Genomic DNA, 26,017 nt, shown 5'->3' with positions numbered 1-26,017 from the left:
GCGAGCTTTTCCTTACCGATGCGCAGCACCTGGACCATTTTATCGACGTCGATGTCGTAGGACATGGTCACGTGGTGCAGCATTCCGCCGTTGCTGAGCCGCTTCTGCGCAGCTCCGCCGATCTTCCCGACGTCGGTGGCAATGTCGTTGAGCGGTTGATACCAGGCCTCGATACCGAGGGTCCGAAGGGCATTCATCACCCAGGCGTCGAGGAACGGGTACGATTCGGCGAAGCTCAGCGTGTCCACCAGCGTCTGCGGTAGATATAGGGAATAGGTGATCGCATTGCCGTGCTCCATGAACATGGCGCCGCCGCCGCTGATCCTGCGGACCACTGTTACCCCGTGCCGCTGCACGCCGTCCGGGTCAACCTCGTTGCGCATCGACTGGAAGCTCCCTATCACCACCGACGGCGATTCCCATTCCCAGAACCTGAGGGTGGGGTTGCGCTGCCCGGCCCCAACTTCCCGGGTCAGCACCTCGTCCATCGCCACGTGCATCTCACTGGACAGCGGAGTGGGCCCGATAATGTCCCACTCGTGGTCAGCCCACCCGGTAGCCAGCCCCAGGGCGCGCCGGACTGCCGTGGCCACCGCCTCCGGAGAAAAGCCGAACAGTTGCGCTGCGGGATCCAACCCCTTGGTGACTGCTGCGGCCAGCTCCCTGTGGGTCGTGTGAGCAGGGAGACCTTCCAACGCGCTATTGATGTCGCCGAGCGCCTCGTCCGGTTCGAGGAAGAAATCGCCGTTGATTGAGACCCCGGTCAGCGCCCCGTTCTTCACCTCGAAGTCAGCGGCGACCAGCTTGCCGCCTTGCACTTTGTATTCGCCGTGCAGTGGTCCAGCGGGTGGCAGGTCAGTCATCTGGTGCGCTCCTGTAACCGGGTGTAACTGTGGTGAACGAGAAATGGGCCCGGACCAGCAACGCGGTCCAGGCCCATTCGGCAGCGTAGGCTGCCGTCGGCGTTACTTCTTGCCGAAGCCTTTGAAGCGGGCGTTGAAGCGCTCCACGCGGCCAGCGGAGTCCATGATCCGCTGCTTGCCGGTGTAGAAAGGGTGCGATTCAGAGGAGATTTCAACCTCGACCAGTGGGTAGGTGTTGCCGTCTTCCCACTCGATGGTCTTTTTGGAGGTCACAGTGGACCGGGTCAGGAATGACTTCTCGGACGCCAGGTCGCGGAAGACAACTTTTGAGTACTTGGGGTGGATATCAGACTTCACAGTGTTACCTTCGTTAGTTGCCTGGATTTGGCCAGGCACAAGGGGGTTGGAAAAGTTGGTTGGCCCGGGGGCCAGCTATCTACTCTACCGCACAGGTCGCCATCGGGGCCAAAGCGCCGAAACCTGCGGGTGCTCACCTATCGGCTGCGACACTCCCAGAACGCGACGGCGCTTGCGGCCGCCACGTTGAGCGAGTCAACCCCTGCCAGCATTGGGATCCGCACGCTGTGATCGGCGAGCTCAAGCGTTGGTTGGGTGAGGCCCTCACCCTCGGTGCCGAGCACTAGTGCGAGCCGGACGTGGCGGGCAGCGCTGAGCTCGTCAAGGGTCACCGACGTCTCCCCCAGCGCCAGCCCGGCGACCAGAAAGCCGGCCTCCCGCAGGTCAACGAGCTGGGTTGGCCACTCGGTCAGTCTCACCCACGGCACCTGAAAGACAGCTCCCATGCTGACCCGGATCGATCGCCGGTAGAGCGGGTCTGCGCACCGCGGACTAATCAGCACCGCATCTACGCCCAACGCCGCCGCCGACCGGAAAATCGCGCCCAGGTTGGTGTGATCGACGATGTCCTCAAGGACAGCGATCCGGTGGGCGCCCTCCAGCACATTGGAGAGGGCGAGCGGGTGGGGTCGATCCATTGCCGCAAGCGCACCACGGTGCAGGTGGAAACCGGTGATCTGTTCGAGGATCTGTTCGGTCCCGAGGTACGCCGGGACAGCAGGGAATCGGTCCAGCAGATCCTGCAGGTCCGGTAGCCACTTGTCTGTGAGGAAAAAGGACCGTGGGGTGTGGCCGGCGTCGACCGCCCGTCTGAGCACTTTGGTGCTCTCGGCGATGTAGAGCCCCTCGGCGGGTTCCCGCCGTCGTCGGAGCTGGGTGTCGGTGAGGGAGGTGTAGTCCGACACCCGGGGATCGGCAGGATCGGTCAGGCGCTCGATGCTCATCCGGTGACCAGCCGCGCGACCATGATGTAGAGGGCGATGAGACCGAGCGACACGATGACTGTGCGCAGCACCACTGGTCGCAATCTGCGCCCGACGAGTGCTCCGAGGAACCCGCCGATCAGTGAACTGACGGCGATGATCAAGACTACCCACCAGTTGATACGGTCAAAAGCGAACAGCATGTAGGAGATGCCGGCTACCACATTGACTGCCAACACCAGCAGGTTCTTCACAGCTGTGGCGTGCTGGATTGTCCCGTGCAGGAAGATGCCAAGTATTCCCACCAGGAGAATCCCCTGCGCGGCCACGAAATACCCACCGTAAACCCCGGCGAGGTACACCAGGACAGTCAGCCCGGCGGGATGGGACCCGGTGGAATCCCTCCGTTCGGCCCGGAGCAGGACTCTGCGCTGCAGTGCCGGCTGGAAGATCACGAACCCCAGGGCGACGACGATCAGGCCTGGAGCAGCGAACTCGAACACCTGCTCTGGGAGGTTCAGGAGCAGCGCTGCACCGGTGATACCGCCCAGAATTGAAGCGGGAAGAAGTCTCAGAATTGTCGAGCGGAGACCGGCGAGTTCGTGTCGGTACCCCCACGTGCCTGATATGCCGCCAGCGATCAGACCCATCGCGTTGCTGATCGTAGCGGTGACCGGGGCGAAACCCAGTGCCAGCAAGACCGGGAAGGTGACGAGGGTGCCGGAGCCGACCACCGAGTTGATGGCACCGGCCCAGAGGCCGGCGACAAAGATGAGGGCGCCCTGCAGCAATTCCATCAGCAGGTGTGCCGACCGCTAGGCGCGGGCGCGGGCGACAGCCGTGTAACGGCCGTCCTGCTGGCGGACGTCGAGGGCCACGTCAAAGGCAGCACTGAGGTGCTCCTCGGTGAAGACGGTCTCGATCGGGCCGGACGCAACGACCCCGCCGTCGCGCATGAGCATGGCGTGCGTGAATCCTGGCGGTACCTCTTCCAGGTGATGGGTTACCAGGACCATCACTGGCGCCTCCTCGTCCTGTGCCAGGGCAGCGAGGCGGATGATGAGGTCTTCACGCCCGGCTAAATCAAGGCCGGCACCAGGCTCGTCGAGAAGCAACAGCTCGGGATCGGTCATCAGGGCGCGGGCAATCTGCACCCGTTTGCGTTCGCCTTCGCTCAGCGACGAGAACGGACGGTTCATGAATGTTGACATGCCCCATGCGTCGAGGAGGGCAAATGCGCGGCGGGCGTCCTGCTTTTCGTACTCTTCGCGCCACCGCCCGGTCACCCCGTAGGAAGCGGTGATAACCACGTTGAGCACTGTCTCGTGGTCGGGAATCTGGGAGGCTAGGGCCGCCGAAGCGAGACCGATGCGGGGACGCAATTCGAAGACGTCCACGGCGCCCAACACTTCGTCGAGAATCCCGGCAATCCCCTTGGTGGGGTGAATCCGGGCGCCAGCAACCTGCAGCAGGGTGGTCTTGCCCGCACCATTGGGGCCCATAATCACCCAGCGTTCGCCGTCCTTGACCTGCCAGTCCACACTGTCCAACAGCGTCTTTCCGCCGCGGACAAGGCTTACCCCAGCTAACTCAAGAACATCACTCATAGCACTAGACATTAGGCCAATTACGGTGCCAAACGCTAAACGACGCCGGTCGATCGGATCCCTGATTACTCAGTGAACGCTCGAACGGGCCACGCCGTCATCCTGGACCAATTTCTGGGCCCCCTCGGTGTCCGACCATAATGGCTGGTGGGGCGCAGACCGCGCTCCGGTATGAGCTGAATGCGGAAGAAGAGGAATATGGCAGGGGAATTCGGTGTGGTCAGTTACGGTGTGGAGCTTACCGACGACTTCCTGATAGCTATCCAGGGTTCGGTCCAGGATGCAGGCGCCCGGATCACAGAGCTGGAGAACGCCGGAGACTCCCGCTACCAGGCGTCCACGTTGACTGTGTCATTCAGCGGCAGCGCGGCCGATCTCCGGAGCGCAGTGCAGTCCCATCTGGGGAACGGCATGGGGTGCGCGGTAGTCCCTCCCCCGCTGTTGAGCGAAGGTCGGAAGCTCCTCATCATGGATGTGGACTCCACACTGATCCGCCAGGAGGTCATTGAGCTACTTGCTGCCCATGCCGGCAGGGAGGCTGAGGTGGCCGCAGTTACCGAGGCAGCGATGCGCGGCGAGATTGACTTCACCCAGAGCCTTCGATCGCGGGTGGCGGTCCTGAAGGGACTGCCGGTCGGCGTCCTCGCCGAGGTGGGGGCCACGATTGAGCTCAGCGACGGAGCCGAGGATCTGGTGTGCGGTTATCTGGCGGCAGGTCATGCAGTCGCGGCCGTCTCCGGTGGTTTCGCCCAGCTACTGGACCCGCTCGCCGCCCAGCTGAAGCTCACCTATGCGGAGGCCAATCTATTGGGGATCAGCGACGACTGCCACTTGACGGGCGAAGTGGTGGGGCCGGTGGTGGACCGCGCGGCCAAGGCGCGTTACCTGCGGTGCTGGGCGGCCGAGGCTGGTGTGCCGATGAACCGGACGATCGCCGTCGGGGACGGTGCCAATGACCTCGACATGCTGGGCGCGGCCGGGCTGGGGGTGGCGTTCAACGCGAAACCCGCGGTGCGCGAAGCCGCCGACGTGTCGGTCGAGCTCCCATTTCTGGACGTGGTGAAGCATTTCAGCAGGCACTAACCCCACCGAGTCAACAGATATGACAGGTTTTTGGTGGACAACCCGTCATATCTGTTGACTCGATGGGGGTGTTGACTCGATGACCTACTTCGTGAAGTACTCGTAGCCGCCCACGTATTCGGTGTGCCCGCTGGGGACATCCGCCGTAGCCATCGCGGCGATCTCCGCGGCAAACTCAGCCACCGAGTAGAGGCGGCCCGCTTGCTGACGCCGCGCTTCGATTGCACCGGGAGTGGCCCGGTCCAGCAGCGTGGCTGTCACAGTCCCTTCGATCATGTCGCCGGAGACGACTACCAGGGTGATGCCCTTGGCTTCCAGTTCGGGGAGGAGTTCGCGGAGGGCGTCCTCGCCGGCGCGCTTGCTGCGGGCTACAGCCTCATAGGCTTCCATGGTGGGAACAGTCTTGATGAAGTGGGCCTGGTGGCTGGTGATGAACACCACGCGGGAGCCCGCCGGCATAACCTCGATCGCCGCCTGCAGCATGTTGACCTGCGCGTCGCGATTCAGCTTCAGTGCGTAGTCTTCCTCGACCCCCGATTCCATCCCGCCAGAGGCGTTGAGAACCAGCAGTCCAAGACCACCGAAGGTGTCCACCGCCGCGTGGATCAGCGCGGCGGATCCCGCCGCCGTTGTCAGATCGGCGCCGACTGCAACAGCCCTGCCCCCCGCAGCCTCAATCCCCGCCACTACCTTCGCGGCCCGGGGAGCCTTCTGGCGGTAATTGACGACGACGGCGGCGCCTTGGTCGGCGAGCAGTTTTGCGACATCAGCCCCTATTCCACGTGATGATCCGGTGACGATTGCGGTTGTGCCATCCAGCGCGGCCATTTGGGGTACTCCTCTGAGTCGATGAATTCTGTTGATAAAAGCTGTTGAGTGAAGCCGGTAGGGCGGGCCGCGAACTTGTGCTTAGTGACCCATGCCCAGTCCGCCGTCGACCGGGATGACCGCGCCTGAAATGTACGCGGCCTCGTCGCTGGCTATCCACCGCACCACGTTAGCTACTTCGGTCGGCTCAGCGAAGCGTCGAGCTGGAATGGTAGCTAGGTAGTTTTTACGGGTGTCTTCAGGTAGTTCGGCGGTCATATCGGTGTTGATGAATCCTGGTGCCACCACGTTGGCGGTAATTCCTCGGGATCCGAGCTCGCGCGTGAGCGACCTGGCGATGCCGATCAGGCCAGCCTTGGACGCCGAGTAGTTGATCTGGCCGGGCGCTCCGTAAAGCCCTGTCACGGAGGAAATCAGAACCACGCGGCCCTTGCGGAGACGAATCATTGACTTCGATGCCCGCTTGATGACCCGGAACGCCCCGGTAAGGTTGGTGTCAATAACATCGGTGAAGTCTGACTCGCTCATCCGCATGAGCAGCGTATCGCGGGTCATCCCGGCATTGGCTACCAGCACCTCGACGGGGCCGTGGGCCTCTTCCACAGCGGTGAACGCGGCGTCGACCTGATCTTCGCTTGTCACATCGGCTTTCACCCCGAGAAGACCGTCGGGAACGTCCCCGCTGCGGTAGGTGATTGCCACCCGGTCGCCGTTCTCGACAAATGCCCGCGCGATCGCCAACCCGATGCCGCGGTTGCCTCCGGTTACCAAAACACTGCGTCCCTGCTCGGCCTCTGCCACGAGTTCCTCCAGAATGATTGCTTCAACTATCCTTGCCGATCCTAGCGGGGACCTGCTGAACTGCAAGAATGCCGGCAGGGAACCTTTGAAGGGTTTCGGGCTTTTAACAACTACGGTCTTGGGTGAGACAATAGAAGGGTCCCTTGGAGTGTGATGAGCAAGCAGATCCGGCACGGCGCTGATATTCACAATATTACTGATGCACGAAACGCTCACAGCGATGAGATACGTGGGCGGATGATTAAGTATTCCATTTCGATGGGTATCCGTCTCGTGTGCATTGTCCTGGTGTTCTTCGTGGAGGGCTGGCTGCAGTGGGTAGTGATTGCTGGGGCGGTGGTCTTACCGTATTTCGCTGTGATCTTCGCCAACGGGGGGTCCGATACCAGCGACCTTCCGCACAGCCAATCCTTGATCGATCATGTGCCGGTCCCGGAGCTCGAGCCCATGCCAGCAGTTTCGCCAGAGTCTGCTGACGATGTGCTGCAAGGCGAAATTATTGACGACACCTTCGACCATGACAAGGAACGCCCCAGCGCATGAACCTTCTCGACCAGTTGCAGCAGACCGACGCTGGCTCCCATCAGACGGAGAAGGAAGCTGGGCGCCAACCAGCTGTCTGTTCACGTAAGGCGTGCCGCTTGCCTGCAGCCTGGCAGCTGTTGTGGAACAACCCAAAGCTCCACACCCCTGACCGCCGCAAAGTATGGGTTGCCTGTGGTGAGCACCGCGACTGGCTGGAAGACTACCTGCAGACCCGAGGACTGTGGAAAGAAACCCTTCCCCTGGACAGTCCGGCGACTGAGGACACAGACACGGTCCCGGTGGAATCCGCCTAGATGTATCGTTTTCTTTTCTCTCCCCGCTGGCTTGGCTGGCTGGCACTCGTTGTCCTGCTCGCTGGCGCGTGCAGTGCCCTCGGGATGTGGCAGTTGGACCGCCGCGACCAACTGGCAGCCACGATTGAACGGATCGAAGCGAACTACGACAGGCCACCGATTCGCTACTCGGAGGGAACAGTAGATTTCAGGACCTTCAACCCCGCCGAGGAATGGCTGCCGATCGAACTGACCGGGACCTATGACACGGCCAACCAGCTGGTGGTACGCAACCGGCCCTTCAGCGGACGCCCCGGCTATGAAGTGCTGGTTCCGCTGCAGCTGGCCGACGGATCGGCGGTGATTATCAACCGCGGTTGGTTGCCTATTGGCAATAATGAGGCGGGCCGCCCCGATGCCTTCCCCCAACCTCCCGAAGGCGAAGTGACTGTAACGGCCCGGATCAAACCCGGTGAACCCCAGCTTGACCGGGGCGCCCCTGACGGGCAGATCGCGTCGATTGACCTCCCCCGCTACGAAGAAGTAGCCGGCTACGAGGTGCAAACGGGCGCCTATGGGCTGATGTCAGCCGAAAACCCGGCACCAGCGACTTCACCACAGATCTTTCCTCGGCCGTATCTTGATTCCGGACCGCACCTGTCCTACTCGATGCAGTGGTTTGCCTTCGGTGGCTTGCTCTTTGTCGGCTTCGGCTACGCCGCGCGGCAACAGCAGCGCACCGACGAGGAGGAGACCGCCGAAGCGAACGGCACGGTGCTGGCGACACCGGTTCGACGGCACCGCCGCCCGACCGCCGAGGAAGAAGAGGACGCTTTCCTCGACGCCCGCGGCTACTAGGCCATGGTCACCAGGTCAAGGTAGTCGTCGCTCCACAGATCCTCGACGCCGTCAGGCAGGAGCACTACCCGCTCGGGGTTGAGCGCCTCAACTGCTCCCTCATCGTGGCTGACCAGGACGACTGCTCCGCTGTAGTTACGGAGTGCGTCAAGAATCTCGGCGCGGCTCGCGGGGTCAAGGTTGTTGGTCGGTTCGTCGAGGAGCAGCACGTTGGCTGACGAGGCGACAATGGTGGCCAGGGCCAACCGTGTCTTCTCGCCGCCGGAAAGCACACCGGCGGGTTTGTCGACGTCGTCACCGGTAAACAGAAAGGACCCAAGAACCCCGCGAACTTCAGCATCATTCATGTCCGGTGCCGAAGAGCGCATGTTTTCCAGCACAGTCCGTCCCGTGTCGAGCGTTTCGTGCTCCTGGGCGTAGTAGCCCACTTTAAGACCGTGCCCTGGAATCACCTCGCCCGTGTCAGGCTCGTCGACGCCGGCAAGCATCCGGAGCAAAGTGGTCTTGCCAGCACCGTTCAATCCAAGGATCACCACTTTCGACCCCCGGTCAATGGCGAGGTCAACATCGGTGAAGATCTCCAACGAACCGTAGGACTTGCTGAGCCCCTCTGCAGTCATCGGGGTCTTGCCGCACGGGGACGGTTCAGGGAACCGGAGCGCCGCAACGCGGTCCTGTGCCCGGACGGCCTCGAGCCCGCCGAGGAGCCGTTCCGCCCGTTTCGCCATGTTCTGCGCGGCGACTGCCTTGGTGGCCTTGGCGCGCATCTTGTTCGCCTGATCCATCAAGACCTGGGCCTTCTTCTCAGTGTTCGCACGCTCACGCTTTCGGGCGCGCTCATCGGTCTCCCGCTGCTGCAGGTACCGCTTCCAGCCGATGTTGTAGATGTCAATGGTGGCGCGGTTGGCGTCCAGATGGAACACCTTGTTGACAGTGGCTTCAAGGAGGTCCACATCGTGGCTGATCACGATCAACCCACCCTGGTGGTTCCTCAGGAATTCACGCAGCCAGGTAATCGAGTCCGCGTCGAGGTGGTTGGTTGGCTCATCGAGGAGCATTGTCTCGGCACCCGAGTACAGGATGCGGGCCAGCTCAACGCGTCGGCGTTGGCCGCCCGAGAGGGTCGAGAGCGGCTGGTTCAGGATACGGTCCGGCAGGGCCAGGTTGGAGGAGATAGCTGCTGCCTCGGCTTCGGCCGCATACCCGCCGTGAGCCAGGAACTCGGCTTCGATCCGGTCGTAACGCGCCATGGCCTTGTCCCGGACTGACGGGATCTCGCTGGCCATGTCTTCCTGGGCAGCGCGAAGCTTGGTGACGACGACGTCGAGGTTTCGGGCCGAGAGGATCCGGTCCCGGGCAAGCTGCTCCATGTTCGGTGTCCGCGGGTCCTGGGGCAGGTACCCGATCTCACCCTTCCGGCTGACTGAGCCACCGGCAGGGAGGCCCTCCCCGGCGAGAACGCGGGTCAGGGTGGTCTTCCCGGCGCCGTTGCGGCCTACCAGCCCAATCTTGTCCCCTTGGTCAACACGGAATGACACCGCATCCATAAGCAGGCGCGCTCCCGCGCGCAGCTCTAAGTTCGAGACGGTAATCAATTACGTGGCCTTTCAATGGAACGGTTCCGCATCATCGGATTGTGCTGGATACCTAAATTTGTAGGAAACCTACAAGCGAAATTCGAACCGGGGGCACTAATCTCAGTAAGTGACGGCACGCTGTTGTCGATAACTAACAGGAGGAGCCACCATGCGTCTGAAGAATCAGGTTCCTGCGGCCGCCGCTGTGGATACTCCCACTCACGCCAGGCGCCGCTGGAATGCCACGGATCTTTCGCTGATCGCGGTCTTCGCGGCCTTGGTGGCCGCACTTGCAATCCTACCCGCTATCCCTGCCGGCCCGCTCGGGGTGCCCCTGACCCTGCAAACTCTTGCGGTGATGGTGACTGGAATTGTGCTGGGCCCAGGCCGAGGGTTCGCTGCAGTTGCCCTGTATGTGGCGGTCGGTTTGGCCGGTTTGCCGATCTTCAGTGGTTTCTCCGGTGGCGTAGGGGTGCTTGCCGGCCCGTCTGCCGGTTACCTCCTCGCGTTTCCTTTCGCTGCGCTAGTCGCAGGGTTCCTCGCCCGGCTTGTCCTGGGACGGGTCCGCCGGTTCCGGTATGCAGCGCTGTTTGCAGCCTGCATGACCGCTAGCCTCCTGGTGATCCACCCACTGGGGATCGCCGGGCTGATGATCAACGGCAAGCTGGACTTCGTGGCAGCAGCCCTCGCTGATGTGATCTACCTGCCGGGTGACGTGGTGAAGAACCTCGTGGCAGCGGCGATCGGGCTCAGCGTGCACCGGGCGTTCCCCCGGCTGATTGGTGGACGCCGCCCAGCCGCCGAGCAGTCCAACTGAGCTACCGAAGCGGGCTCCGGCGATGATCGTGTTCGAGGGCGCCGCGGTCAGCGTCGACGGACCGGTTCGCCAACGCCAGATCCTGGAGCCGGTCACCCTCACCCTCGCCGAACGCAGGATTGCGGTGATCGGCGCTAACGGATCAGGCAAGTCCACCCTGCTCAAGCTCATCAACGGCTTGATCACACCGACAGCCGGTCGGGTAGTGGTCGAGGGTCTGAACACAGTCAACGCTGGCCGCGCAGTCAGGCAGCGGGTCGGGTTTGTGTTCACTGATCCCCTGTCGCAACTGGTGATGCCCACGGGTCGGGAGGATGTTGAGCTGTCCCTTCGTGCCCGGGTTCGGCGCCCCGCCGACCGGCGGGCAGCAGCGATCAGTGTCCTCGAACGGTTCGGTCTTGCGCCCCTGGCCGATCAAAGCATCTATGACCTTTCCGGCGGGGAACGGCAGTTGATGGCGCTGGCCACGGTGCTCGCAGTAAACCCGGACATTCTGGTGGCCGATGAGCCCACCACATTGCTCGACCTCCGCAACGAGCGCCGTGTTCGCAGCCTGTTCCGCACGCTCGACCAGCAGGTCGTCTTCACCACCCATGATCTTGAGTTCGCAACGGATAGCGACCGGGTGCTGGTCATCGACTCCGGGAGGCTCGTCTTCGACGGCGATCCCCAGCAGGCGATTGCCAGGTATCGCAGCCTGCATCTCGACCCCGATAAGCTACCCGGTGGAGACCACCGATGAGGGGACACGCGAGCCTGCTGGGTACCTATGTGGAGGGGACGTCACCACTCCACCGTCTCCCCCTGTGGCTGAAAGGTCTTACGGTACTGGTGCTGTCGACCAGCGTGCTGCTGGTCAACACGCCGGTTCTCACTGCCGGAGCCCTGACGGTAACGGCCGCTGGCTACCTGGTCGGCGCCAGGCTCAAACCCATTCACCTCTGGCGGCCGCTGGCTCCCGTCTGGCCCATGCTGGTCATCCTCGGCGGGTACCAGGTGATCGTCAACGGGCCCGAACCGGCTCTGCAGCTGGTGGGGAACATCACTGTCTGTCTGCTGGCTGCCCGGCTGCTCACGCTGACCACCGAGGGGCAGCTGCTTCTGGACGGCCTGGTGGCCCTCGCCGTCCCGTTTCGTCGGCTCGGGGCAGATCCAGAACGTTTCGGACTGACTCTAGCGCTGATGACCCGAAGCCTTCCCTATCTGGTCGGCTCGGTAGCCGATGTGCGGGACGCCGCGAGGGCGCGGGGACTGGAACGCAGCCCGCGGGCCCTGGTCATTCCGGTAGTGATCGGTGCCGTCGCCTACGCCCATCAGACCGGTGAGGCACTTGCCGCCCGCGGGCTGGGTGAGCCGCGCGAACCGGGCCCACCCAGCGCCTCATAAAGCGACCATCGCTACTAAAACCGGCAGCCGCACTAGTTATAGCTAGCGCGGCTGCCGGTTTCTGCAGCGGAGGGTCCTAGATGTTGAACCCGAGGGCCCGCATCTGGTCGCGGCCGTCGTCGGTGATCTTTTCAGGCCCCCATGGTGGCATCCACACCCAGTTCAGGCGCCAGTCGTCGACGACACCATCCAGTGACTGCCCGACCTGCTCTTCGATGACGTCGGTCAGCGGGCAGGCCGCGGTTGTCAGCGTCATGTCGATCAGGAGGGCGCCGTCGTCGGCGTACTTGATGCCATAGAGGAGCCCAAGGTCGACGATGTTGACGCCCAGTTCGGGGTCAATCACGTCTTTGAGGGCTTCCTCGACGTCCTCAAGTGCGGTCTGTGCCGCATTCACTTCACTCATTGTTCTCTACCTTCTCGAAGTAATACCGAGCCTAGGCGCCTGCTGGAGAACCAGCGGGAGCCGGGGAGTTGGTCAGGAAGCGATCATAGCCCTCTGCCTCGAGGCGGTCAGCAAGCTCAGGGCCGCCCTGCTCGGCGATCCTGCCGTCGACAAACACGTGGACAAAGTCAGGCTTGATGTATCGGAGGATACGCGTGTAGTGGGTAATCAACACGGTTCCCATGCCGCCCTTGTTATGCTCGCGATTCACTCCCTCCGATACGACCTTCAGCGCATCAACGTCGAGACCCGAGTCGGTCTCATCGAGGATGGCGAACCGGGGTTTGAACAGCTCGAGCTGAAGAATCTCAACCCGCTTCTTCTCGCCACCGGAGAAGCCCTCGTTGACGTTGCGCTGCGCGAAATCGGCATCGATGCGCAGCTGCGACATCGCTTCCTTGACATCTTTGGTCCAGTGACGAAGGCTTGGGGCCTTCCCGTCCAAAGCCGTCTTCGCGGTCCGCAGGAAGTTGGTCATCGTGACGCCGGGCACCTCGACCGGATACTGCATGGCCAGAAACAGGCCGGCGCGCGCGCGCTCGTCGACGCTCATGTCGAGGACATCCTCACCGTCAAGGGTGATGGATCCGCTGTCAACGAGGTACCGGGGGTGACCGGCGATGGTCGAGGCGAGGGTCGACTTGCCGGACCCGTTGGGCCCCATGATGGCGTGCGACTCGCCGGTGTTGATCGTCAGGCTCACGCCTTTGAGGATCTGCTTCCTGGCGCCCTGTTCCGTCTCGATGCTGACGTGGAGGTCAGTGATTTCAAGTGTGGACATCTGTGGTTCTCCTTCGCGCCCTGCCGGGGCAGGGAGTGCAGTATATGTTCGAGCTAGGTAGTCGAAAGTGTTGTGGGTTGGTTAGCCGAGGTCCGGGACGGCGGCACCGTTGGTGACTGTGGTGATGTCTACGTAGACCTCGTCGCCGTGGATTTCCAGGGCAAACACGGGGACGGGTTCGTAGGCTGGGAGCTGCAGCGGAGCTCCGCTGCGCAGATCAAACTGCGATCCGTGGCCCCAGCATTCAATGACACAGCCCTCGACGTCGCCCTCGGTCAGGGAAATGTCTGCGTGTGAGCAGGTGTCTCCGAGCGCATGAATGGCGCCCTCAGAGTCCTTGACCACAGCAACCGGGTAGTCGTCGATCAGGATGCGCAGGGCCTGACGGACCTCAATGTCGTTGACATTGCAGACCAGCTCGCCCTTCGGTGCGTCAGCCATCAGATATTTCCTGCCGCAAGTTCCCGCTCGACGGCGTCGGTGAGTCGCTCTTCAAGAGCTGGCACCTTGATCTGCTGGATGACCTCGTTGAGGAAACCCCTGACCACCAGACGGCGGGCAGTCTTCTCATCGATGCCGCGGGCCATCAGGTAGAACAGGTGCTCGTCGTCGAACCGGCCAGTGGCACTGGCGTGGCCAGCTCCAGCAATAAGACCGGTCTCAATCTCGAGGTTGGGTACCGAGTCCGAGCGGGTGCCGTCGGTGAGCAGCAGGTTACGGTTCGTCTCGTACGTGTCGGTCCCCTCTGCCTCCTTGCGGATCAGTACATCGCCCACCCAGACCGTGTGGGCGTCCTGGCCCTGCAGCGCGCCCTTGTAGGTGACACGGGATTTGCAGTTCGGGACAGCGTGGTCGACCAACAGGCGCTGTTCGAGGTGCTGACCCGCATCGGCGAAGTACAGCCCGTACATTTCGACCTCGGAGCCCGGTCCCGTGAACAGGGACGACGGCGTCATCCGGACCAGGTCACCACCCAGACTCACCACAACGTGCTTGAATTTCGCGTTCCGCCCGATCCTGGCCTGCTGCGTTGAGGTGTGGACGGCGTCGTCGTCCCATTCCTGAACGCTCACTACGGTGAGTTCAGCGCCGTCGCCGACGACGATCTCGACATTCTGCGCAAGGGTCGTCTTGCCGTGGTGGTCAAGGACAACTACTGCCTTCGAAAACCGTTCGGCGGTGATGATGAGGTGCTGTGCCGCAGGAGCTTCATCGACGCCGTTGATGCTGATGTGGACATCGCCGTCGGCGATTGTCTCCGCCGGGATGGTGACAACTGTGGCCTCGGCGAACGCTTCCCAGGCAGCAGCCGAGACCCGGTCATCGGGGATGGCTGCGGAACCGATGCGCCAGTCATCTCGACCAACGGTTTCGACCTGGATGTTTGCGGCACCGGTGACCTCAACTGCGGGTCCTGCTCCGGTCAACGGCTGGTTATGCAGGCCGCGGAGGCGCTTGAGCGGGGTGAACCGCCAATCCTCTTCCCGGCCATTCAGTGGCGCGAAATCGTCAAGCTTGTAGGACTTGAGCCGCTCACCGCGGGAAGCCTCAGGGATGACCGGCGCGTCGCCATGACTATGCTTCTTGGCGCCGTGCTGGACTGTGCCCTCGTTGAACGGGGACAGGTTCTCCCCTTCTTCGGTGAAGCCGTCGATAGCAATTTTCTCTTCGGACGCTGGTGAGTCTAATTGGGTAGCTTCAGCCATTATCAGCCTACTGCCCCTTCCATCTGGAGTTCGATCAGGCGGTTCAATTCGAGGGCATACTCCATCGGGAGTTCACGGGCGATTGGTTCGATGAACCCACGCACGATCATGGCCATTGCCTCGTCCTCTGGCATGCCTCGGGACATCAGGTAGAACAGCTGTTCCTCGCTGACACGCGACACTGTTGCCTCGTGGCCCATCGTGACGTCGTCCTCACGGATGTCCACGTACGGGTACGTGTCAGACCGTGAGATGGTGTCCACCAGCAGCGCGTCGCACCGCACCGTGTTTGCGGAATGGGTGGCGCCCTCGCGGACCTGCACCAGGCCACGGTAGGCAGCGCGTCCACCGCCCCGGGCCACCGACTTGGAGATGATTGAGGATTTCGTATTCGGCGCGATATGAACCATCTTCGAACCGGTGTCCTGGTGCTGACCCTCGCCGGCGAAGGCGATGGACAAGGTCTCGCCCTTGGCGTGCTCCCCGACCAGGTAAACCGCCGGGTACTTCATGGTGACCTTGGAACCGATGTTGCCGTCGACCCACTCCATCGTGGCACCCTCGTGGGCGATGGCCCGCTTGGTCACCAGGTTGTACACGTTGTTCGACCAGTTCTGGATGGTGGTGTAGCGGACGCGCGCGTCCTTCTTCACCACAATCTCGACAACCGCTGAGTGCAGGGAGTCGGACGTGTAGATCGGGGCGGTGCAGCCTTCGATGTAGTGCACGTAGGAGCCCTCATCGGCAATGATGAGGGTGCGCTCGAACTGCCCCATATTCTCCGTGTTGATCCGGAAGTACGCTTGCAACGGGATTTCCACGTGCACGCCGGGGGGCACATAGACGAATGAGCCGCCGGACCAGACAGCCGTGTTCAATGAGGCAAACTTATTGTCGCCCACCGGGATGATGGAGCCGAAGTATTCCTCGAAGAACTCGGGGTGTTCCTTCAGCGCGGTGTCGGTGTCCATGAAAATGACACCCTGACGCTCAAGCTCCTCGTTGATCTGGTGGTAGACCACCTCGGATTCGTACTGCGCCGCCACGCCGGAAACCAGGCGGTTACGCTCAGCTTCCGGGATGCCGAGCTTCTCATAGGTGTTCTTGATGTCATCGGGAAGTTCTTCCCAGGTACCCGCCTGCTTTTCGGTGGAACGCACAAAGTACTTGATGTTGTCGAAGTCGATGCCGGAGAGATCTGCTCCCCAAGCTGGCATCGGCTTACGGTCAAAGTACTTGAGACCCTTCAGCCGCAGGTCAAGCATCCACTCGGGCTCGTCTTTCTTCGCCGAGATATCACGCACAACTTCTTCGCTGAGTCCTCGACGGGCGTTGGCGCCGACGTCGTTCTTGTCGGACCAGCCGAAAGCATAGTTACCGATGCCTTCGAGCTCAGGATTACGCTCCAGGATGTCGCTGATTACGGCTTCCGGCACGGGTGCCTCAGCCATTGTCTTCTGGTCTACTTGATCCGTCATCTCGGCCTTTCTTGCTGATGGATGGATACGGTCGGTTCTGTCCCGGAGGTGTCAGCTCCGGCGGGGACCGGGGTTACCCGGCCCACAGGAATGTGGGTGGTGCAGACGTGGCCGCCGCGGGCTAGCGTCGAAAGCCGCCGCACATCGACGCCGAGCAGCCGGGAGAACACTTCAGTCTCCTGGTCGCAGAACGAGGGGAATTCGGAAGCCAGCTCCTGCACCGGGCAGTGCCCCTGGCACAACTGAACTGCCAGCATGGCAGCGTTGGGGGCGTTCCGGCCCACCACTGTGGTGGACCCCACAAAACCGTCGGTGGTGAGGGCGCTGGCCAATGCTTTGGCGCGGTCTTCAACGTCCGGGCCGGCCGCCTCAACGAGGGGACGATACCGGGTTTCCATCTCCGCAAACCGGGTGCGGGCAAACTGTTCCACAGCATCAGGACCCGCCACCTCCTGCAGCTGGGCCAGAGCGGCCTTGGCAATTGACAGGTAATCGGTGCCCAGTTCCGTCTGGCCCCGGCGGCTCAGAACATACCGGCGAGCGGGCCGACCTGCACCCGATGACGGGTTACCGACGAGCTTGACTTCAATCAGCTGCTTGCGGGACAGGGCATCCAGATGGCGTCGGACCGCTGCGGGGGTGAAGCCGAGGCGATCACCAAGCTCCGCGGCGCTGACCGGGCCATGCTCCAGGACGGCAGCCAGGACCTTGCTCCGGGTCCGGTCCTCAACGTCGGCTGGCCGAATCGGCTCGACCGGGCGGGCGCCGCCCTGAGACTGGGCGACCGGCATCCCGATGGTCTCCGGTGACGAGCCGGCAGTGACACCAACCGGGCGCGAGCCACCCTGGAAGGTGTTGACTGGGTATGACTGGCTCATGTCGCCTCCTCCGGGATCCGCTGCATAGTTCAATGCCAACAGAATAGATAACACAAGTATGTCCTAATCTGTTCCCTACTTCCAGTAAGGCGAGGCTACCCGGCAGGTGATCGCCAGTTACTACATGCCGTAGAATAGGTGAGTGCCAAACTCCTCTCCCGCGCTGGTAGTCACCGCGCTCATCAAGGACTTTGGACCCGTTTCCTCACTCGACGGCAAGATGGTGAGGGTGCTCGACGGCGTCCACCTTCGAGCCTACCCGGGTCAGGTGACCGCCCTGCTCGGGGCCAACGGTGCCGGCAAGACCACCACCCTCGAGTGTGCGCAAGGTCTGCAGCGTGCCGATAGTGGGACGGTCAGGCTGCTCGGAGAGAACCCGTTCAACGCTGGCGCTGAGCTGCGCAGCAGGGTCGGCGTGATGTTGCAGGACGGTGGGCTGCCGCCGTCGGCACGACCATTGGCGCTCCTGAACCATGTGGCTGCAATGTATGCGTCACCGCGCCCGGTCGCCGAACTCGCCAGCAGGCTGGGGATTAACTCCTATGCCACTACGGCAATCCGCCGGCTTTCAGGCGGTCAGAAACAGCGGCTCGCCCTGGCAAGCGCCCTCATCGGCAACCCCGAGGTCCTGTTTCTTGACGAACCGAGCGCTGGGCTGGATCCCCAGTCGCGCACCATTGTCTTCGACCTGATCCGCGAACTACGCGCTGAAGGACTGGCAATCATCCTCACGACCCACCTGCTCGACGACGCTCAGAAGCTCGCCGACTACGTCTACATTCTCGACGCCGGACGAACAGTGACCCACGGCACGGTCGCCGCGCTGACAGCCGACGACGCCGGCGACACCTACCGCGATCTTCGCTTTCACGCTGCCCCGAGTCTTGATTTGCCAGCTGCCGCGTTCCCCGACTTCGCGCTGCGCGAAGCCGAGCCGGGCCACTATTCGGTGGCTGGCTGCTTCACCCCGGCCGATTTGTCGGCACTGGCGCGGTGGTGGGAAGAAGCCGGAATTCTGCCCACGTCCATCACCATGGAGCCGCGTTCCCTTGAGGACGTGTTTCTGGACATCTCCGGACGGGAGATTCGATGAGTACCGCAGCACCCCTGGCCAAACGGATCCTCCTGCAGGGCCGCTATGAGGCGCTGACCATGCTGCGGAACGGCGAGCAACTAGTGCTGGCTATTGCCCTGCCGCTCCTGGGCCTGGTGGTGCTGGTCCTGACGCCGTTCCTCGACGGGCTGGCGGGCAGCCGGGTCGATGCGGCAACTCCCGGCATCATAGCGCTCTGCGTCATGTCCACCGCCTTCACCGGCCAGGGAATCGCCACTGGCTTTGACCGCCGCTACGGAGTGCTGCGCTTCCTGTCCACCACTCCCCTGGGCAAACCAGGGCTGATCCTCGGCAAGGCTCTCGCAGTTGTCGTCGTGCTGGCAGTGCAACTGGTCGTTATTGGCACGGCCGCCTCTCTGCTGGGCTGGCGTCCAGATCCCGCGGGACTGCTACCCGGCCTGGTGCAGCTGGTGGTCGGCGCCGCAGCGTTCACCGCCCTTGGACTGCTTGTGGCTGGAACGCTACGCCCCGAAGCCACTCTCGCCGTAACTAACCTCTTCTGGATCCTCCTGGCGGTCGCCGGTGGAATAGTGCTTCCGGGCACGCTCCTTCCGGACGCCATCCGCCCGTTCGTTGACATCCTGCCCTCCGCAGCGCTGGGCGATGGACTTCGGTCGGCCCTCATTGACGGGGCATTCGATCTTGCCGCATTCCTGATCCTGACGGCGTGGGCTGTGCTGTCCAGCCTCGCTGCCATCCGCTGGTTCAAATGGAGTTAGCCAACATGACACACCCTTCACCCACCGGCTGGCGCCGGTTCACCGCGAAGCTGCCCCACACCAACTCGCGGCTGGTCCGAGGACTGGCCTTGGCATCACTGGTCTCCCAGATCATGATCGTGATCACCGGCGGAGCAGTCCGGCTCACCGCCTCAGGGCTGGGATGCCCCGAATGGCCCCGCTGCACCGCCACTTCAATCGTCAACACGCCCGAGATGGGCATCCACGGCGTGATCGAGTTCGGGAACCGGCTGCTCACCTTCGTCCTGACAGCGATCGCCATCGCCATGCTGGTGTCCCTCTGGAACCTCCGCAAGGAGCGGAAGGACCTCTTCCGGCTCGCGATCGCCCTCGCAGCCGGCATCCCGGCCCAGGCCATTCTGGGTGGCATCACAGTGCTGACCCAGCTCAACCCCTGGGTGGTCGGCTGGCACTTCATCGTGTCGATGGTCCTGATTGTCCTGGCGACTGTGCTGGTCAACCGGGCAAGGCTCAGCACAGAACAGGCAGCGACTTCCGCTGCGCCGCTGGGATCGCGACTGCTGCGTCAGATACTGATCGCCGCGTCTGTGCTGACTACCATCACCGTGATGCTGGGAGTGGTAGTCACCGGTTCGGGTCCCCATGCCGGCGATGCTGGTGCGGCCCGGAACAACCTGGATCCGGATCTGATGACCCGGATCCACGCGGCGCCCGTTTACCTGCTGGTACTCACTGTCGCTGTTGCCCTGGTACTGGTGTACAGCGGATCAGCAGCCAAACGACTCAGGAAGTCGGTGGTGATCCTCGCGGCAGTGGTCCTTTCCCAGGGCGCCGTAGGCTACCTCCAGCATTTCCTGCACCTTCCCGTCGCATTGGTCGCCCTGCACATGCTCGGGGCGTCGCTCCTGACGGCGGCCATGGCGAACAGCTTGTATCTCGCGACCAGCCGGAAGGAAGAAGCGACGGCACGCCAGGAGGCATCGGGGGCCATCCACCAGCCAGCCGGTCTCAGAAACGGCCGGTAACCTCAAGCGCGTCGATCAGTCGGGCGAGGTCGCGCTGCTCGCTCCCCGGAACCGGGAGCACTGGCAGTCGTGGCTCCCCGGCATCCACGCCACAGGCCTTCGCCAGGGAGTGGAGTCCGCTCAGTTTCCGGAGCCGAAGGACCGCCTGCACCACGGGGAGTAGGAGCCGCCGCGATTCATCGATCCGGGCAGCGTTCCCGATCAACACCGCCGACCGGAACTCGGTATAGGCCTTGGGTAGCAGTGCTGCGGGCCCGCTATGCCATGCATCGGCAGCCACCTCCCCCGAGGCGATCAGCAAGTCCCCACTGAGTCCGTGGCTAAACGGCTGGTCAGTCAGTGACCGCAACTTGTCATAGCGCTGCCGGAATGCCAACACATCCGCTGCGGTGTCCTTGAACGCCTGCACATTGCGCAGGTCCAGAAGTTCAGCAACCAGCTCCAGGTCGTAGTGGAACTGGGTGGTGCCGGGGTTGTTATAAAGACAGATGGGCAGTGATGTGACATCGCAGACGGCCGCAGTCTGTCCCGCCACCTCGTCGTTGTTCAACGGCACATAGGAGACCGGTGACAGCACCACGCCAGCGGCACCCGCGCGTTCAGCGTCCCGGGCGGCGTCGAGCACTTCCCGCGTGCCGACCGAGCTGATGCCGACCACCACGGGGACTGTAGCCCCCGATTGGCTGGCAGCGTCGACGGCCGTTGCAGCGACCCGCGATCGTTCAGCAGCGGTGAGATAGGCGAAACTGCCCGAGGAGCCGAGAACCGCAATCGTGTCGACTCCCGATGAAGCCAGTGAGGTTACGAGGGAGGACAGCTCGGAGTAGTTGATGTCGCCGTTCTCGTGGAAGGGCGTGACCGGATACGCGATAAGACCGTTGAACACCATGTCCTCATGCTAGCCCTAGCTTTGCGGTGGGCCTCGACCGAGCGCTGCCCAGCGGAACCACACCCGGCCGACTGGGCCCGCGGCGGGACGCTAGAAGACCGGGCCGCCGATGAACGGATCGATGGCCAGCGCCAGGAATACTACTGTGAGGTAGCTGATCGAGCCGTGGAAAACCTTCATCGAGCCTTTGTCAGTGACCGTGCCGCGGACCGCTGAGCTGTGCAGCTTATGGGTTTCCGACAGGAACCAGATGCCAGCGGCAACGGCTGCAACGGCGAAGACCCAGCCCGCGCCACCCACGGGGATGAGCAGCAGGGAGCATGCGACCGTGGCCCAGGCGTAGAGGACCACCTGGACCGATACCACCCGTGCACCGGCGATCGCGCCCAGCATCGGCACGTTGGCCGCGTTGTAGTCGTCGCTGTACTTCATCGACAGCGGCCAATAGTGCGGTGGCGTCCACAGGAAGATGATGAGGAAGAGTACGACGGCGGGCCACTCGATGGTGTTGGTCACCGCTGCCCAAGCGATGAGGACTGGCATGCACCCGGCCACGCCGCCCCAGACGATGTTCTGCGCCGTGCGGCGCTTGAGGATCAGCGAGTAGACCACCACATAGAAGAAAATAGCTGCCACGCCAAGGCCAGCGGCCAACGGGTTGGCGCCAAACCACAGCACGGCAATCGCAGCGATACCGAGCACCCAGGAGAAGATCAGCGCCTCGCGAGGGGACACTTCGCCGGTGACGAGGGGGCGCTTTTCGGTCCGGTGCATCACCTTGTCGATGTCCCGGTCGATGTAGCAGTTGAAAGAGCCGGCGCTGCCGGCTGCAAGGGCGCCACCCACCATGGTTGAAATAATCAGCCACACTCCCGGCAGCCCGCCCTGGGCAAAAATCATTGTTGGGAGGGTGGTGACCAGCAGCAGCTCAATGACCCGAGGCTTGGTGAGTGCGAGATAAGCCTTGGCCTTGCGTTTGAAACCCGTCCTGGTGCCCGTTGTACTGGCAAGGCCCGGATCCTGCTCGGTCTTCACGAGGTAACACTGCCGTTTCTGCTGGGGGGAAAGTCCTCTCTCATCATACCGTCCCGCCCCTCCCTGGTTTTACAGCGCGTAGAACTATTTCTCGACGACGCGGGCAGGTGACTCTCCACGTCACGATGGGGACAATGGATTTGAAATACAGCCCAAAGGGATAGGGTTGATCGTAAGCCCCAGCCCGTTTCCGCCGTTAAATCAGCGGCTACAGGGTTTGGGTAGCCAGAATGCAGGATTTACCACGGTGAACGGCCAGCTGAACCGGTGCGCAAAGACGGCAATCGCCAGTCCCACAGGGCGCCGCGGCGCTGGCCGTGGAGCACAGAGAGGGGCTGAGGTTTCGTGCCGCAGTTTGATACGGAAGAATTTACCTGGAGCGAACTGGACGACCGTGCGGTCGATACCGTCCGGGTGTTGGCAGCTGACGCAGTGGAGAAGGTAGGAAACGGCCACCCCGGCACAGCGATGAGTCTGGCGCCCGCCGCCTATTTGCTATTCCAGAAACTCATCCGGCACGACCCCTCCCAGCCGGAGTGGACCGGTCGGGACCGCTTCGTGCTTTCGCCGGGTCACACTTCCCTGACTCTTTACATTCAGCTTTTCCTCTCAGGGTACGGTCTGGAACTCGAAGACCTACAGTCGCTGCGGACCTGGGGTTCGAAGACGCCCGGGCACCCTGAGTACCGGCATACCGCCGGCGTCGAAATCACTACGGGGCCGCTCGGCCAGGGCCTGGCCTCGGCGGTTGGCTTCGCGTTCGCGCAGCGCCGCATGCGAGGCATGATGGATCCTGACACGGCCGCCGGCGACAGTCCGTTCGACCACACCATCTGGGCGATCGCTTCCGACGGCGACCTCCAGGAGGGCGTCACGGCTGAGGCGTCCTCGCTGGCGGGGCACCAGGAGCTCGGAAACCTGGTGGTGCTCTATGACGAGAACCACATCTCCATCGAGGACGACACCGACATTGCGTTCACCGAGAATGTACTGGGTCGCTATGAGGCGTACGGCTGGCATGTGCAGCGCGTCGACTGGACCAAGACCGGCGAGTACGTCGAAGACATCGAGGAACTGTACAGCGCGCTGACCGCTGCCCGGGCCGAGACCTCCAAGCCATCGATCGTGTCGCTGCGAACCATCATTGGCTGGCCAGCACCGACCAAGCAGAACACCGGCAAGATCCACGGTTCAGCCCTCGGCACCGATGAGGTGGCAGCGCTGAAGGAGGCCCTCGGCTTCGACCCGGCCAAGGATTTCGACGTCGCACCCGAGGTCCTTGACCACGCGCGGCAGGTAACCAACCGCGGGCAGGCCTTACGCGCTGACTGGGAGGAGTCCTTCGGGGCCTGGGAGCAGACCAACCCCGACAACGCCAAACTCCTGGATCGGATCGCCTCGCGGACCCTTCCCGACAACTGGGAAGACAGCCTTCCAACCTTCGACGCCGGCAAGGACCTGTCCACGCGGGCAGCGTCAGGTAAAGTCCTCGCAGCGATTGGCCCGGTCCTCCCCGAACTGTGGGGCGGCTCGGCCGACCTCGCTGAATCGAACAACACCACGATTGAGGGATCGCCGTCGTTTATTCCCGAAGGAAAACAGACCGATGCCTGGCAGGGCAACCCCTACGGGCGGGTTCTGCACTTCGGTATCCGTGAGCATGCGGCAGCCGCGATCGTCAACGGCATTGTCATGCACAGCAGCACGCGGGCGTTCTCCGGCACCTTCCTGATTTTCAGCGACTACCAGCGGCCAGCCGTCCGGCTCGGCGCGCTGATGGGAGTGCCGTCCATCTACGTCTGGACGCACGACTCAATCGGCCTCGGCGAGGACGGCCCCACCCACCAGCCGGTGGAACAGTTGGCTGCGCTCCGCGCGATCCCGGGTCTCGACGTCGTCCGCCCCGGTGACGCCAACGAGGTAGCCATTGCCTGGCGCACCATCCTCGAGAACACCGGGAACCCTGCGGGACTAGTCCTCACCCGGCAGAACATTCCGACCTACGAGCGTGGCGCGGGTGCAGCCGACGGCGAGACCTTCGGATCGGCGGAAGGCACCGCAAAGGGTGCCTATGTGCTGGCCGAAGCCGCCGGTGGCACGCCCGATGTGATTCTGATCGGTACCGGCTCGGAGGTTCAACTGGCTGTCGAGGCACGCACCACGCTTCAGGCTGAGGGCATTGCAGCGCGCGTCGTCTCCATGCCAAGCCTTGAGTGGTTCAACAGGCAGGACGAGGCGTACCGCGAGTCGGTGCTTCCGGGCACCATCACGGCGAGGGTCTCGGTAGAGGCCGGAGTGGCGCTGGGCTGGCGCGAACTCATTGGCGACGCCGGCAGGTCAGTGTCCCTGGAGCACTTTGGTGCATCGGCCGATTACCAGACCCTGTTCACCGAGTTCGGCATCACCGCCGACGCTGTCGTCCAGGCGGCCCGCGAATCCATTGCCGTTGCCGGTGACCACCGGGCACCGAACGGCACGCCGGCCTGGTCCGGCTCCGCAGCATCCAAAACCGGCGACCAGCAGTAATAGTCGACAATTCAAGGAGCTCCACTATGACTTCAACACCCACGGCAGACCTCTCTGCTGCAGGCGTTTCCATCTGGCTCGATGACCTTTCCCGAGAGCGCATCAACTCTGGTGCCTTCAAGCACCTGATCGAAGAGCGTAACGTTGTCGGCGTCACAACCAACCCCAGCATCTTCGCTGCCGCGTTGCAGCAGGGTGAGTCCTATGCCACCCAGGTCGAGGCCCTGGCTGCCGCCAGCATCCCGGTCAACGACGCAGTCTTCGACATCACCACCCACGACGTGGCCCAAGCCTGCGACATCTTCGCCGCCCTCGCGAAGAGCACCGACGGTGTGGACGGCCGAGTCTCGATCGAGGTCGACCCCCGGCTGTCCAGGGACACCGAGGGCACCATCGCCGAGGCGAAACGACTTCATGCCAAAGTGCAGCGCTCAAACGTGTTGATCAAGATCCCTGCCACTGTTGAGGGTCTTGAGGCAATTGCCGCGACCATCGCTGGGGGAATCAGTGTGAATGTCACGCTCATCTTCTCGCTGGAGCGCTACCGGGCAGTCATCAACGCGTTCATGCTGGGCATCGAGCAGGCCAAGGAGAACGGACACGACCTCTCGACCATCCACTCAGTGGCCTCCTTCTTCGTCTCCCGTGTTGACAGTGAGATCGACAAGCGTCTGGACGCCATCGGAACCGACGAGGCGTCAGCGCTGAAGAGCAAGGCCGGTCTGGCCAATGCCCGACTGGCCTACGAGGTATACGAGGAACTCTTCGAAACCGAGCGGTGGCAGGTCCTTGCTGCCGCAGGCGCCAGGCGTCAACGCCCACTGTGGGCATCCACCGGTGTCAAGGATCCCACGCTGCCCGACACCCTCTACGTCACCGAGCTGGTAGCACCGGGCGTGGTCAACACCATGCCTGAAAAGACCCTCGAGGCCACAGCCGACCATGGAGTCATCACCGGAGACACGATCTCCGCGGCGTACGACGACGCCAACTCGGTCCTCAACGGCTTGGACAATATTGGCATCTCCTACCTGGAAGTGGTTGAACAGTTGGAGGTGGAAGGTCTGGACAAGTTCGTGGCGAGCTGGAACGAACTCCTCGAGACAGTTCAGACAGCACTGGATACGGCAAGGGGATAACAGCATGAGTTCCATGACGCTCGCGGCGGCTGGCGCCGCCCTGGAAGCCATCGACCGTGTCACCGGTACTCTCGTTGAGGACCGGGTGGCTTCACGGCTGATGGCCAAGGACCCCACCCTGTGGGGTCACGACGCCGAGGCGGAATCAGCGGTCCGGCTGGGCTGGGTTGACCTGATCGACGCCTCCCGTAGCCTCGTCCCGAGTATCACGGAACTGCTGACTACCCTGCGGGGCGAGGGCATCAACCGGATTGTCCTCTGCGGTATGGGCGGCTCGTCACTGGCACCCGAGGTGATCACCCGGGCCGCCGGCGTCGAGCTGACAGTGCTCGATTCCACTGACCCGGACCAGGTTCGCCGAGCCGTTGACGACCGGCTGGCG

Annotated in this window: 28 protein-coding genes and 1 pseudogene; 13 read left to right on the top strand and 16 right to left on the bottom strand. The window is 63.0% G+C overall.

From position 1 onward, the window contains the following. From Y703_RS18660 to Y703_RS0108050, 5 genes are all read right to left on the bottom strand, one after another. The coding region (locus tag Y703_RS18660; protein ID WP_051427401.1) for a lipoate-protein ligase small subunit at window positions 1-863 on the bottom strand (863 nt) is incomplete at its 3' end. Between the two features lie 102 nt (window positions 864-965). Beyond that, entirely contained in the window at window positions 966-1,220 is a 255-nt protein-coding gene (locus Y703_RS0108065) for a type B 50S ribosomal protein L31 (protein WP_026552311.1), read from the bottom strand. A gap of 137 nt (window positions 1,221-1,357) precedes the next feature. Next, the gene (locus tag Y703_RS0108060) at window positions 1,358-2,164 is read right to left on the bottom strand and encodes a TrmH family RNA methyltransferase (RefSeq protein ID WP_026552310.1); all 807 of its coding nucleotides are present in this window, start codon (window positions 2,162-2,164) and stop codon (window positions 1,358-1,360) included. After that, window positions 2,161-2,940 carry a sulfite exporter TauE/SafE family protein gene (locus tag Y703_RS0108055; protein ID WP_026552309.1) on the bottom strand — a complete coding sequence of 260 codons (780 nt, stop codon included), beginning with the start codon at window positions 2,938-2,940 and terminating at the stop codon, window positions 2,161-2,163. The genes Y703_RS0108060 and Y703_RS0108055 overlap by 4 nt, the downstream gene beginning before the upstream one ends. An 18-nt stretch (window positions 2,941-2,958) precedes the next feature. Continuing rightward, window positions 2,959-3,750 carry an ABC transporter ATP-binding protein gene (locus Y703_RS0108050; protein ID WP_026552308.1) on the bottom strand — a complete coding sequence of 264 codons (792 nt, stop codon included), beginning with the start codon at window positions 3,748-3,750 and terminating at the stop codon, window positions 2,959-2,961. A 198-nt stretch (window positions 3,751-3,948) separates the two neighbouring features. Here Y703_RS0108050 and serB point away from each other — a divergent pair, with 198 nt between their 5' ends. Next, window positions 3,949-4,833: a phosphoserine phosphatase SerB gene (serB, locus tag Y703_RS0108045; protein ID WP_026552307.1), complete on the top strand. Its 885-nt coding sequence runs from the start codon at window positions 3,949-3,951 to the stop codon at window positions 4,831-4,833. 84 nt (window positions 4,834-4,917) lie between these two features. On the opposite strand, the gene Y703_RS0108040 is transcribed toward serB, so the two are convergent. Beyond that, a complete protein-coding gene (locus tag Y703_RS0108040; RefSeq protein WP_026552306.1) occupies window positions 4,918-5,661 on the bottom strand; it encodes an SDR family oxidoreductase in 744 nt (247 codons plus the stop codon). Window positions 5,662-5,742: 81 nt separating this feature from the next. Further along, window positions 5,743-6,462, bottom strand: coding sequence for a beta-ketoacyl-ACP reductase (locus Y703_RS0108035; protein WP_026552305.1), 720 nt, complete (start codon window positions 6,460-6,462; stop codon window positions 5,743-5,745). Between the two features lie 153 nt (window positions 6,463-6,615). On the opposite strand from Y703_RS0108035, the gene Y703_RS18655 reads away from it, so the two are divergent. From Y703_RS18655 to Y703_RS0108020, 3 genes are read left to right on the top strand one after another with little or no spacing between them, the layout of a single operon-like run. Further along, entirely contained in the window at window positions 6,616-7,005 is a 390-nt protein-coding gene (locus Y703_RS18655) for a DUF3099 domain-containing protein (RefSeq protein ID WP_035764260.1), read from the top strand. Further along, window positions 7,002-7,301, top strand: a complete 300-nt coding sequence (locus Y703_RS0108025) for a hypothetical protein (protein ID WP_026552304.1) — start codon at window positions 7,002-7,004, stop codon at window positions 7,299-7,301. Before Y703_RS18655 ends, Y703_RS0108025 begins: the two co-directional genes overlap by 4 nt. Beyond that, window positions 7,302-8,138 (top strand): SURF1 family cytochrome oxidase biogenesis protein, encoded by an 837-nt coding sequence (locus tag Y703_RS0108020; protein ID WP_026552303.1) that lies wholly within the window; start codon window positions 7,302-7,304, stop codon window positions 8,136-8,138. On the opposite strand, the gene Y703_RS0108015 is transcribed toward Y703_RS0108020, so the two are convergent. Beyond that, on the bottom strand, window positions 8,135-9,733 hold the full coding sequence (locus Y703_RS0108015; RefSeq protein ID WP_026552302.1) for an ABC-F family ATP-binding cassette domain-containing protein: 1,599 nt from the start codon (window positions 9,731-9,733) through the stop codon (window positions 8,135-8,137). The two genes, Y703_RS0108020 and Y703_RS0108015, sit on opposite strands and share 4 nt — an antisense overlap. 151 nt (window positions 9,734-9,884) lie before the next feature. On the opposite strand from Y703_RS0108015, the gene Y703_RS0108010 reads away from it, so the two are divergent. The 3 genes from Y703_RS0108010 to Y703_RS0108000 are packed head-to-tail and all read left to right on the top strand — an operon-like array spanning window position 9,885 to window position 11,918. Further along, a complete protein-coding gene (locus Y703_RS0108010; protein ID WP_035764258.1) occupies window positions 9,885-10,532 on the top strand; it encodes a biotin transporter BioY in 648 nt (215 codons plus the stop codon). A gap of 22 nt (window positions 10,533-10,554) precedes the next feature. Next, window positions 10,555-11,274, top strand: coding sequence for an energy-coupling factor ABC transporter ATP-binding protein (locus tag Y703_RS0108005; RefSeq protein WP_026552300.1), 720 nt, complete (start codon window positions 10,555-10,557; stop codon window positions 11,272-11,274). Beyond that, window positions 11,271-11,918 (top strand): energy-coupling factor transporter transmembrane component T family protein, encoded by a 648-nt coding sequence (locus Y703_RS0108000; RefSeq protein WP_026552299.1) that lies wholly within the window; start codon window positions 11,271-11,273, stop codon window positions 11,916-11,918. Before Y703_RS0108005 ends, Y703_RS0108000 begins: the two co-directional genes overlap by 4 nt. A 76-nt stretch (window positions 11,919-11,994) precedes the next feature. Here the strand turns inward: Y703_RS0108000 and Y703_RS0107995 are convergent, their stop codons facing one another. The 6 genes from Y703_RS0107995 to Y703_RS0107970 all read right to left on the bottom strand — a co-directional run bounded on the left by Y703_RS0107995 (window position 11,995) and on the right by Y703_RS0107970 (window position 17,119). Continuing rightward, the gene (locus Y703_RS0107995; protein ID WP_026552298.1) at window positions 11,995-12,324 is read right to left on the bottom strand and encodes a metal-sulfur cluster assembly factor; all 330 of its coding nucleotides are present in this window, start codon (window positions 12,322-12,324) and stop codon (window positions 11,995-11,997) included. 31 nt (window positions 12,325-12,355) lie between these two features. Continuing rightward, on the bottom strand, window positions 12,356-13,144 hold the full coding sequence (gene sufC, locus Y703_RS0107990; RefSeq protein ID WP_026552297.1) for a Fe-S cluster assembly ATPase SufC: 789 nt from the start codon (window positions 13,142-13,144) through the stop codon (window positions 12,356-12,358). Between the two features lie 81 nt (window positions 13,145-13,225). Beyond that, window positions 13,226-13,585, bottom strand: coding sequence for a non-heme iron oxygenase ferredoxin subunit (locus Y703_RS0107985; RefSeq protein WP_026552296.1), 360 nt, complete (start codon window positions 13,583-13,585; stop codon window positions 13,226-13,228). Then, a complete protein-coding gene (sufD, locus tag Y703_RS0107980) occupies window positions 13,585-14,850 on the bottom strand; it encodes a Fe-S cluster assembly protein SufD (protein ID WP_026552295.1) in 1,266 nt (421 codons plus the stop codon). Before sufD ends, Y703_RS0107985 begins: the two co-directional genes overlap by 1 nt. A 2-nt stretch (window positions 14,851-14,852) precedes the next feature. Beyond that, complete coding sequence (gene sufB, locus Y703_RS0107975) at window positions 14,853-16,328, bottom strand: Fe-S cluster assembly protein SufB (RefSeq protein ID WP_026552294.1); 1,476 nt, start codon at window positions 16,326-16,328, stop codon at window positions 14,853-14,855. Beyond that, window positions 16,325-17,119, bottom strand: coding sequence for a helix-turn-helix transcriptional regulator (locus Y703_RS0107970; RefSeq protein WP_035764273.1), 795 nt, complete (start codon window positions 17,117-17,119; stop codon window positions 16,325-16,327). The genes sufB and Y703_RS0107970 overlap by 4 nt, the downstream gene beginning before the upstream one ends. A gap of 229 nt (window positions 17,120-17,348) precedes the next feature. Between Y703_RS0107970 and Y703_RS0107965 the strand changes: the two genes are divergently transcribed. The 3 genes from Y703_RS0107965 to Y703_RS0107955 are packed head-to-tail and all read left to right on the top strand — an operon-like array spanning window position 17,349 to window position 20,046. Beyond that, window positions 17,349-18,299, top strand: coding sequence for an ABC transporter ATP-binding protein (locus tag Y703_RS0107965; RefSeq protein ID WP_026552292.1), 951 nt, complete (start codon window positions 17,349-17,351; stop codon window positions 18,297-18,299). Next, window positions 18,296-19,039 carry an ABC transporter permease gene (locus Y703_RS0107960; RefSeq protein ID WP_026552291.1) on the top strand — a complete coding sequence of 248 codons (744 nt, stop codon included), beginning with the start codon at window positions 18,296-18,298 and terminating at the stop codon, window positions 19,037-19,039. The genes Y703_RS0107965 and Y703_RS0107960 overlap by 4 nt, the downstream gene beginning before the upstream one ends. 5 nt (window positions 19,040-19,044) lie before the next feature. After that, window positions 19,045-20,046, top strand: a complete 1,002-nt coding sequence (locus Y703_RS0107955; RefSeq protein ID WP_026552290.1) for a COX15/CtaA family protein — start codon at window positions 19,045-19,047, stop codon at window positions 20,044-20,046. Here the strand turns inward: Y703_RS0107955 and Y703_RS0107950 are convergent. Together Y703_RS0107950 and Y703_RS0107945 are read right to left on the bottom strand one after the other, a co-directional pair. Beyond that, entirely contained in the window at window positions 20,030-20,935 is a 906-nt protein-coding gene (locus tag Y703_RS0107950; protein WP_035764255.1) for a dihydrodipicolinate synthase family protein, read from the bottom strand. The two genes, Y703_RS0107955 and Y703_RS0107950, sit on opposite strands and share 17 nt — an antisense overlap. 90 nt (window positions 20,936-21,025) lie before the next feature. Next, complete coding sequence (locus Y703_RS0107945) at window positions 21,026-21,970, bottom strand: heme o synthase (RefSeq protein WP_026552288.1); 945 nt, start codon at window positions 21,968-21,970, stop codon at window positions 21,026-21,028. A 345-nt stretch (window positions 21,971-22,315) separates the two neighbouring features. On the opposite strand from Y703_RS0107945, the gene tkt reads away from it, so the two are divergent. The 3 genes and pseudogenes from tkt to Y703_RS21490 form a co-directional block, all read left to right on the top strand. Then, complete coding sequence (tkt, locus tag Y703_RS0107940; RefSeq protein ID WP_026552287.1) at window positions 22,316-24,496, top strand: transketolase; 2,181 nt, start codon at window positions 22,316-22,318, stop codon at window positions 24,494-24,496. A gap of 26 nt (window positions 24,497-24,522) precedes the next feature. Then, window positions 24,523-25,635, top strand: coding sequence for a transaldolase (gene tal, locus Y703_RS0107935; RefSeq protein WP_026552286.1), 1,113 nt, complete (start codon window positions 24,523-24,525; stop codon window positions 25,633-25,635). Between the two features lie 4 nt (window positions 25,636-25,639). Continuing rightward, window positions 25,640-26,017 (top strand): annotated as a pseudogene (locus Y703_RS21490) (glucose-6-phosphate isomerase); the annotation flags it as partial.

It is taken from the genome of Arthrobacter sp. H20 (assembly GCF_000520515.1).
Lineage (GTDB): Bacteria > Actinomycetota > Actinomycetes > Actinomycetales > Micrococcaceae > Arthrobacter_D.
The sequence above is the reverse complement of the archived record's forward strand: the minus strand, read 5'-3'. Positions and strand labels throughout refer to the sequence as shown.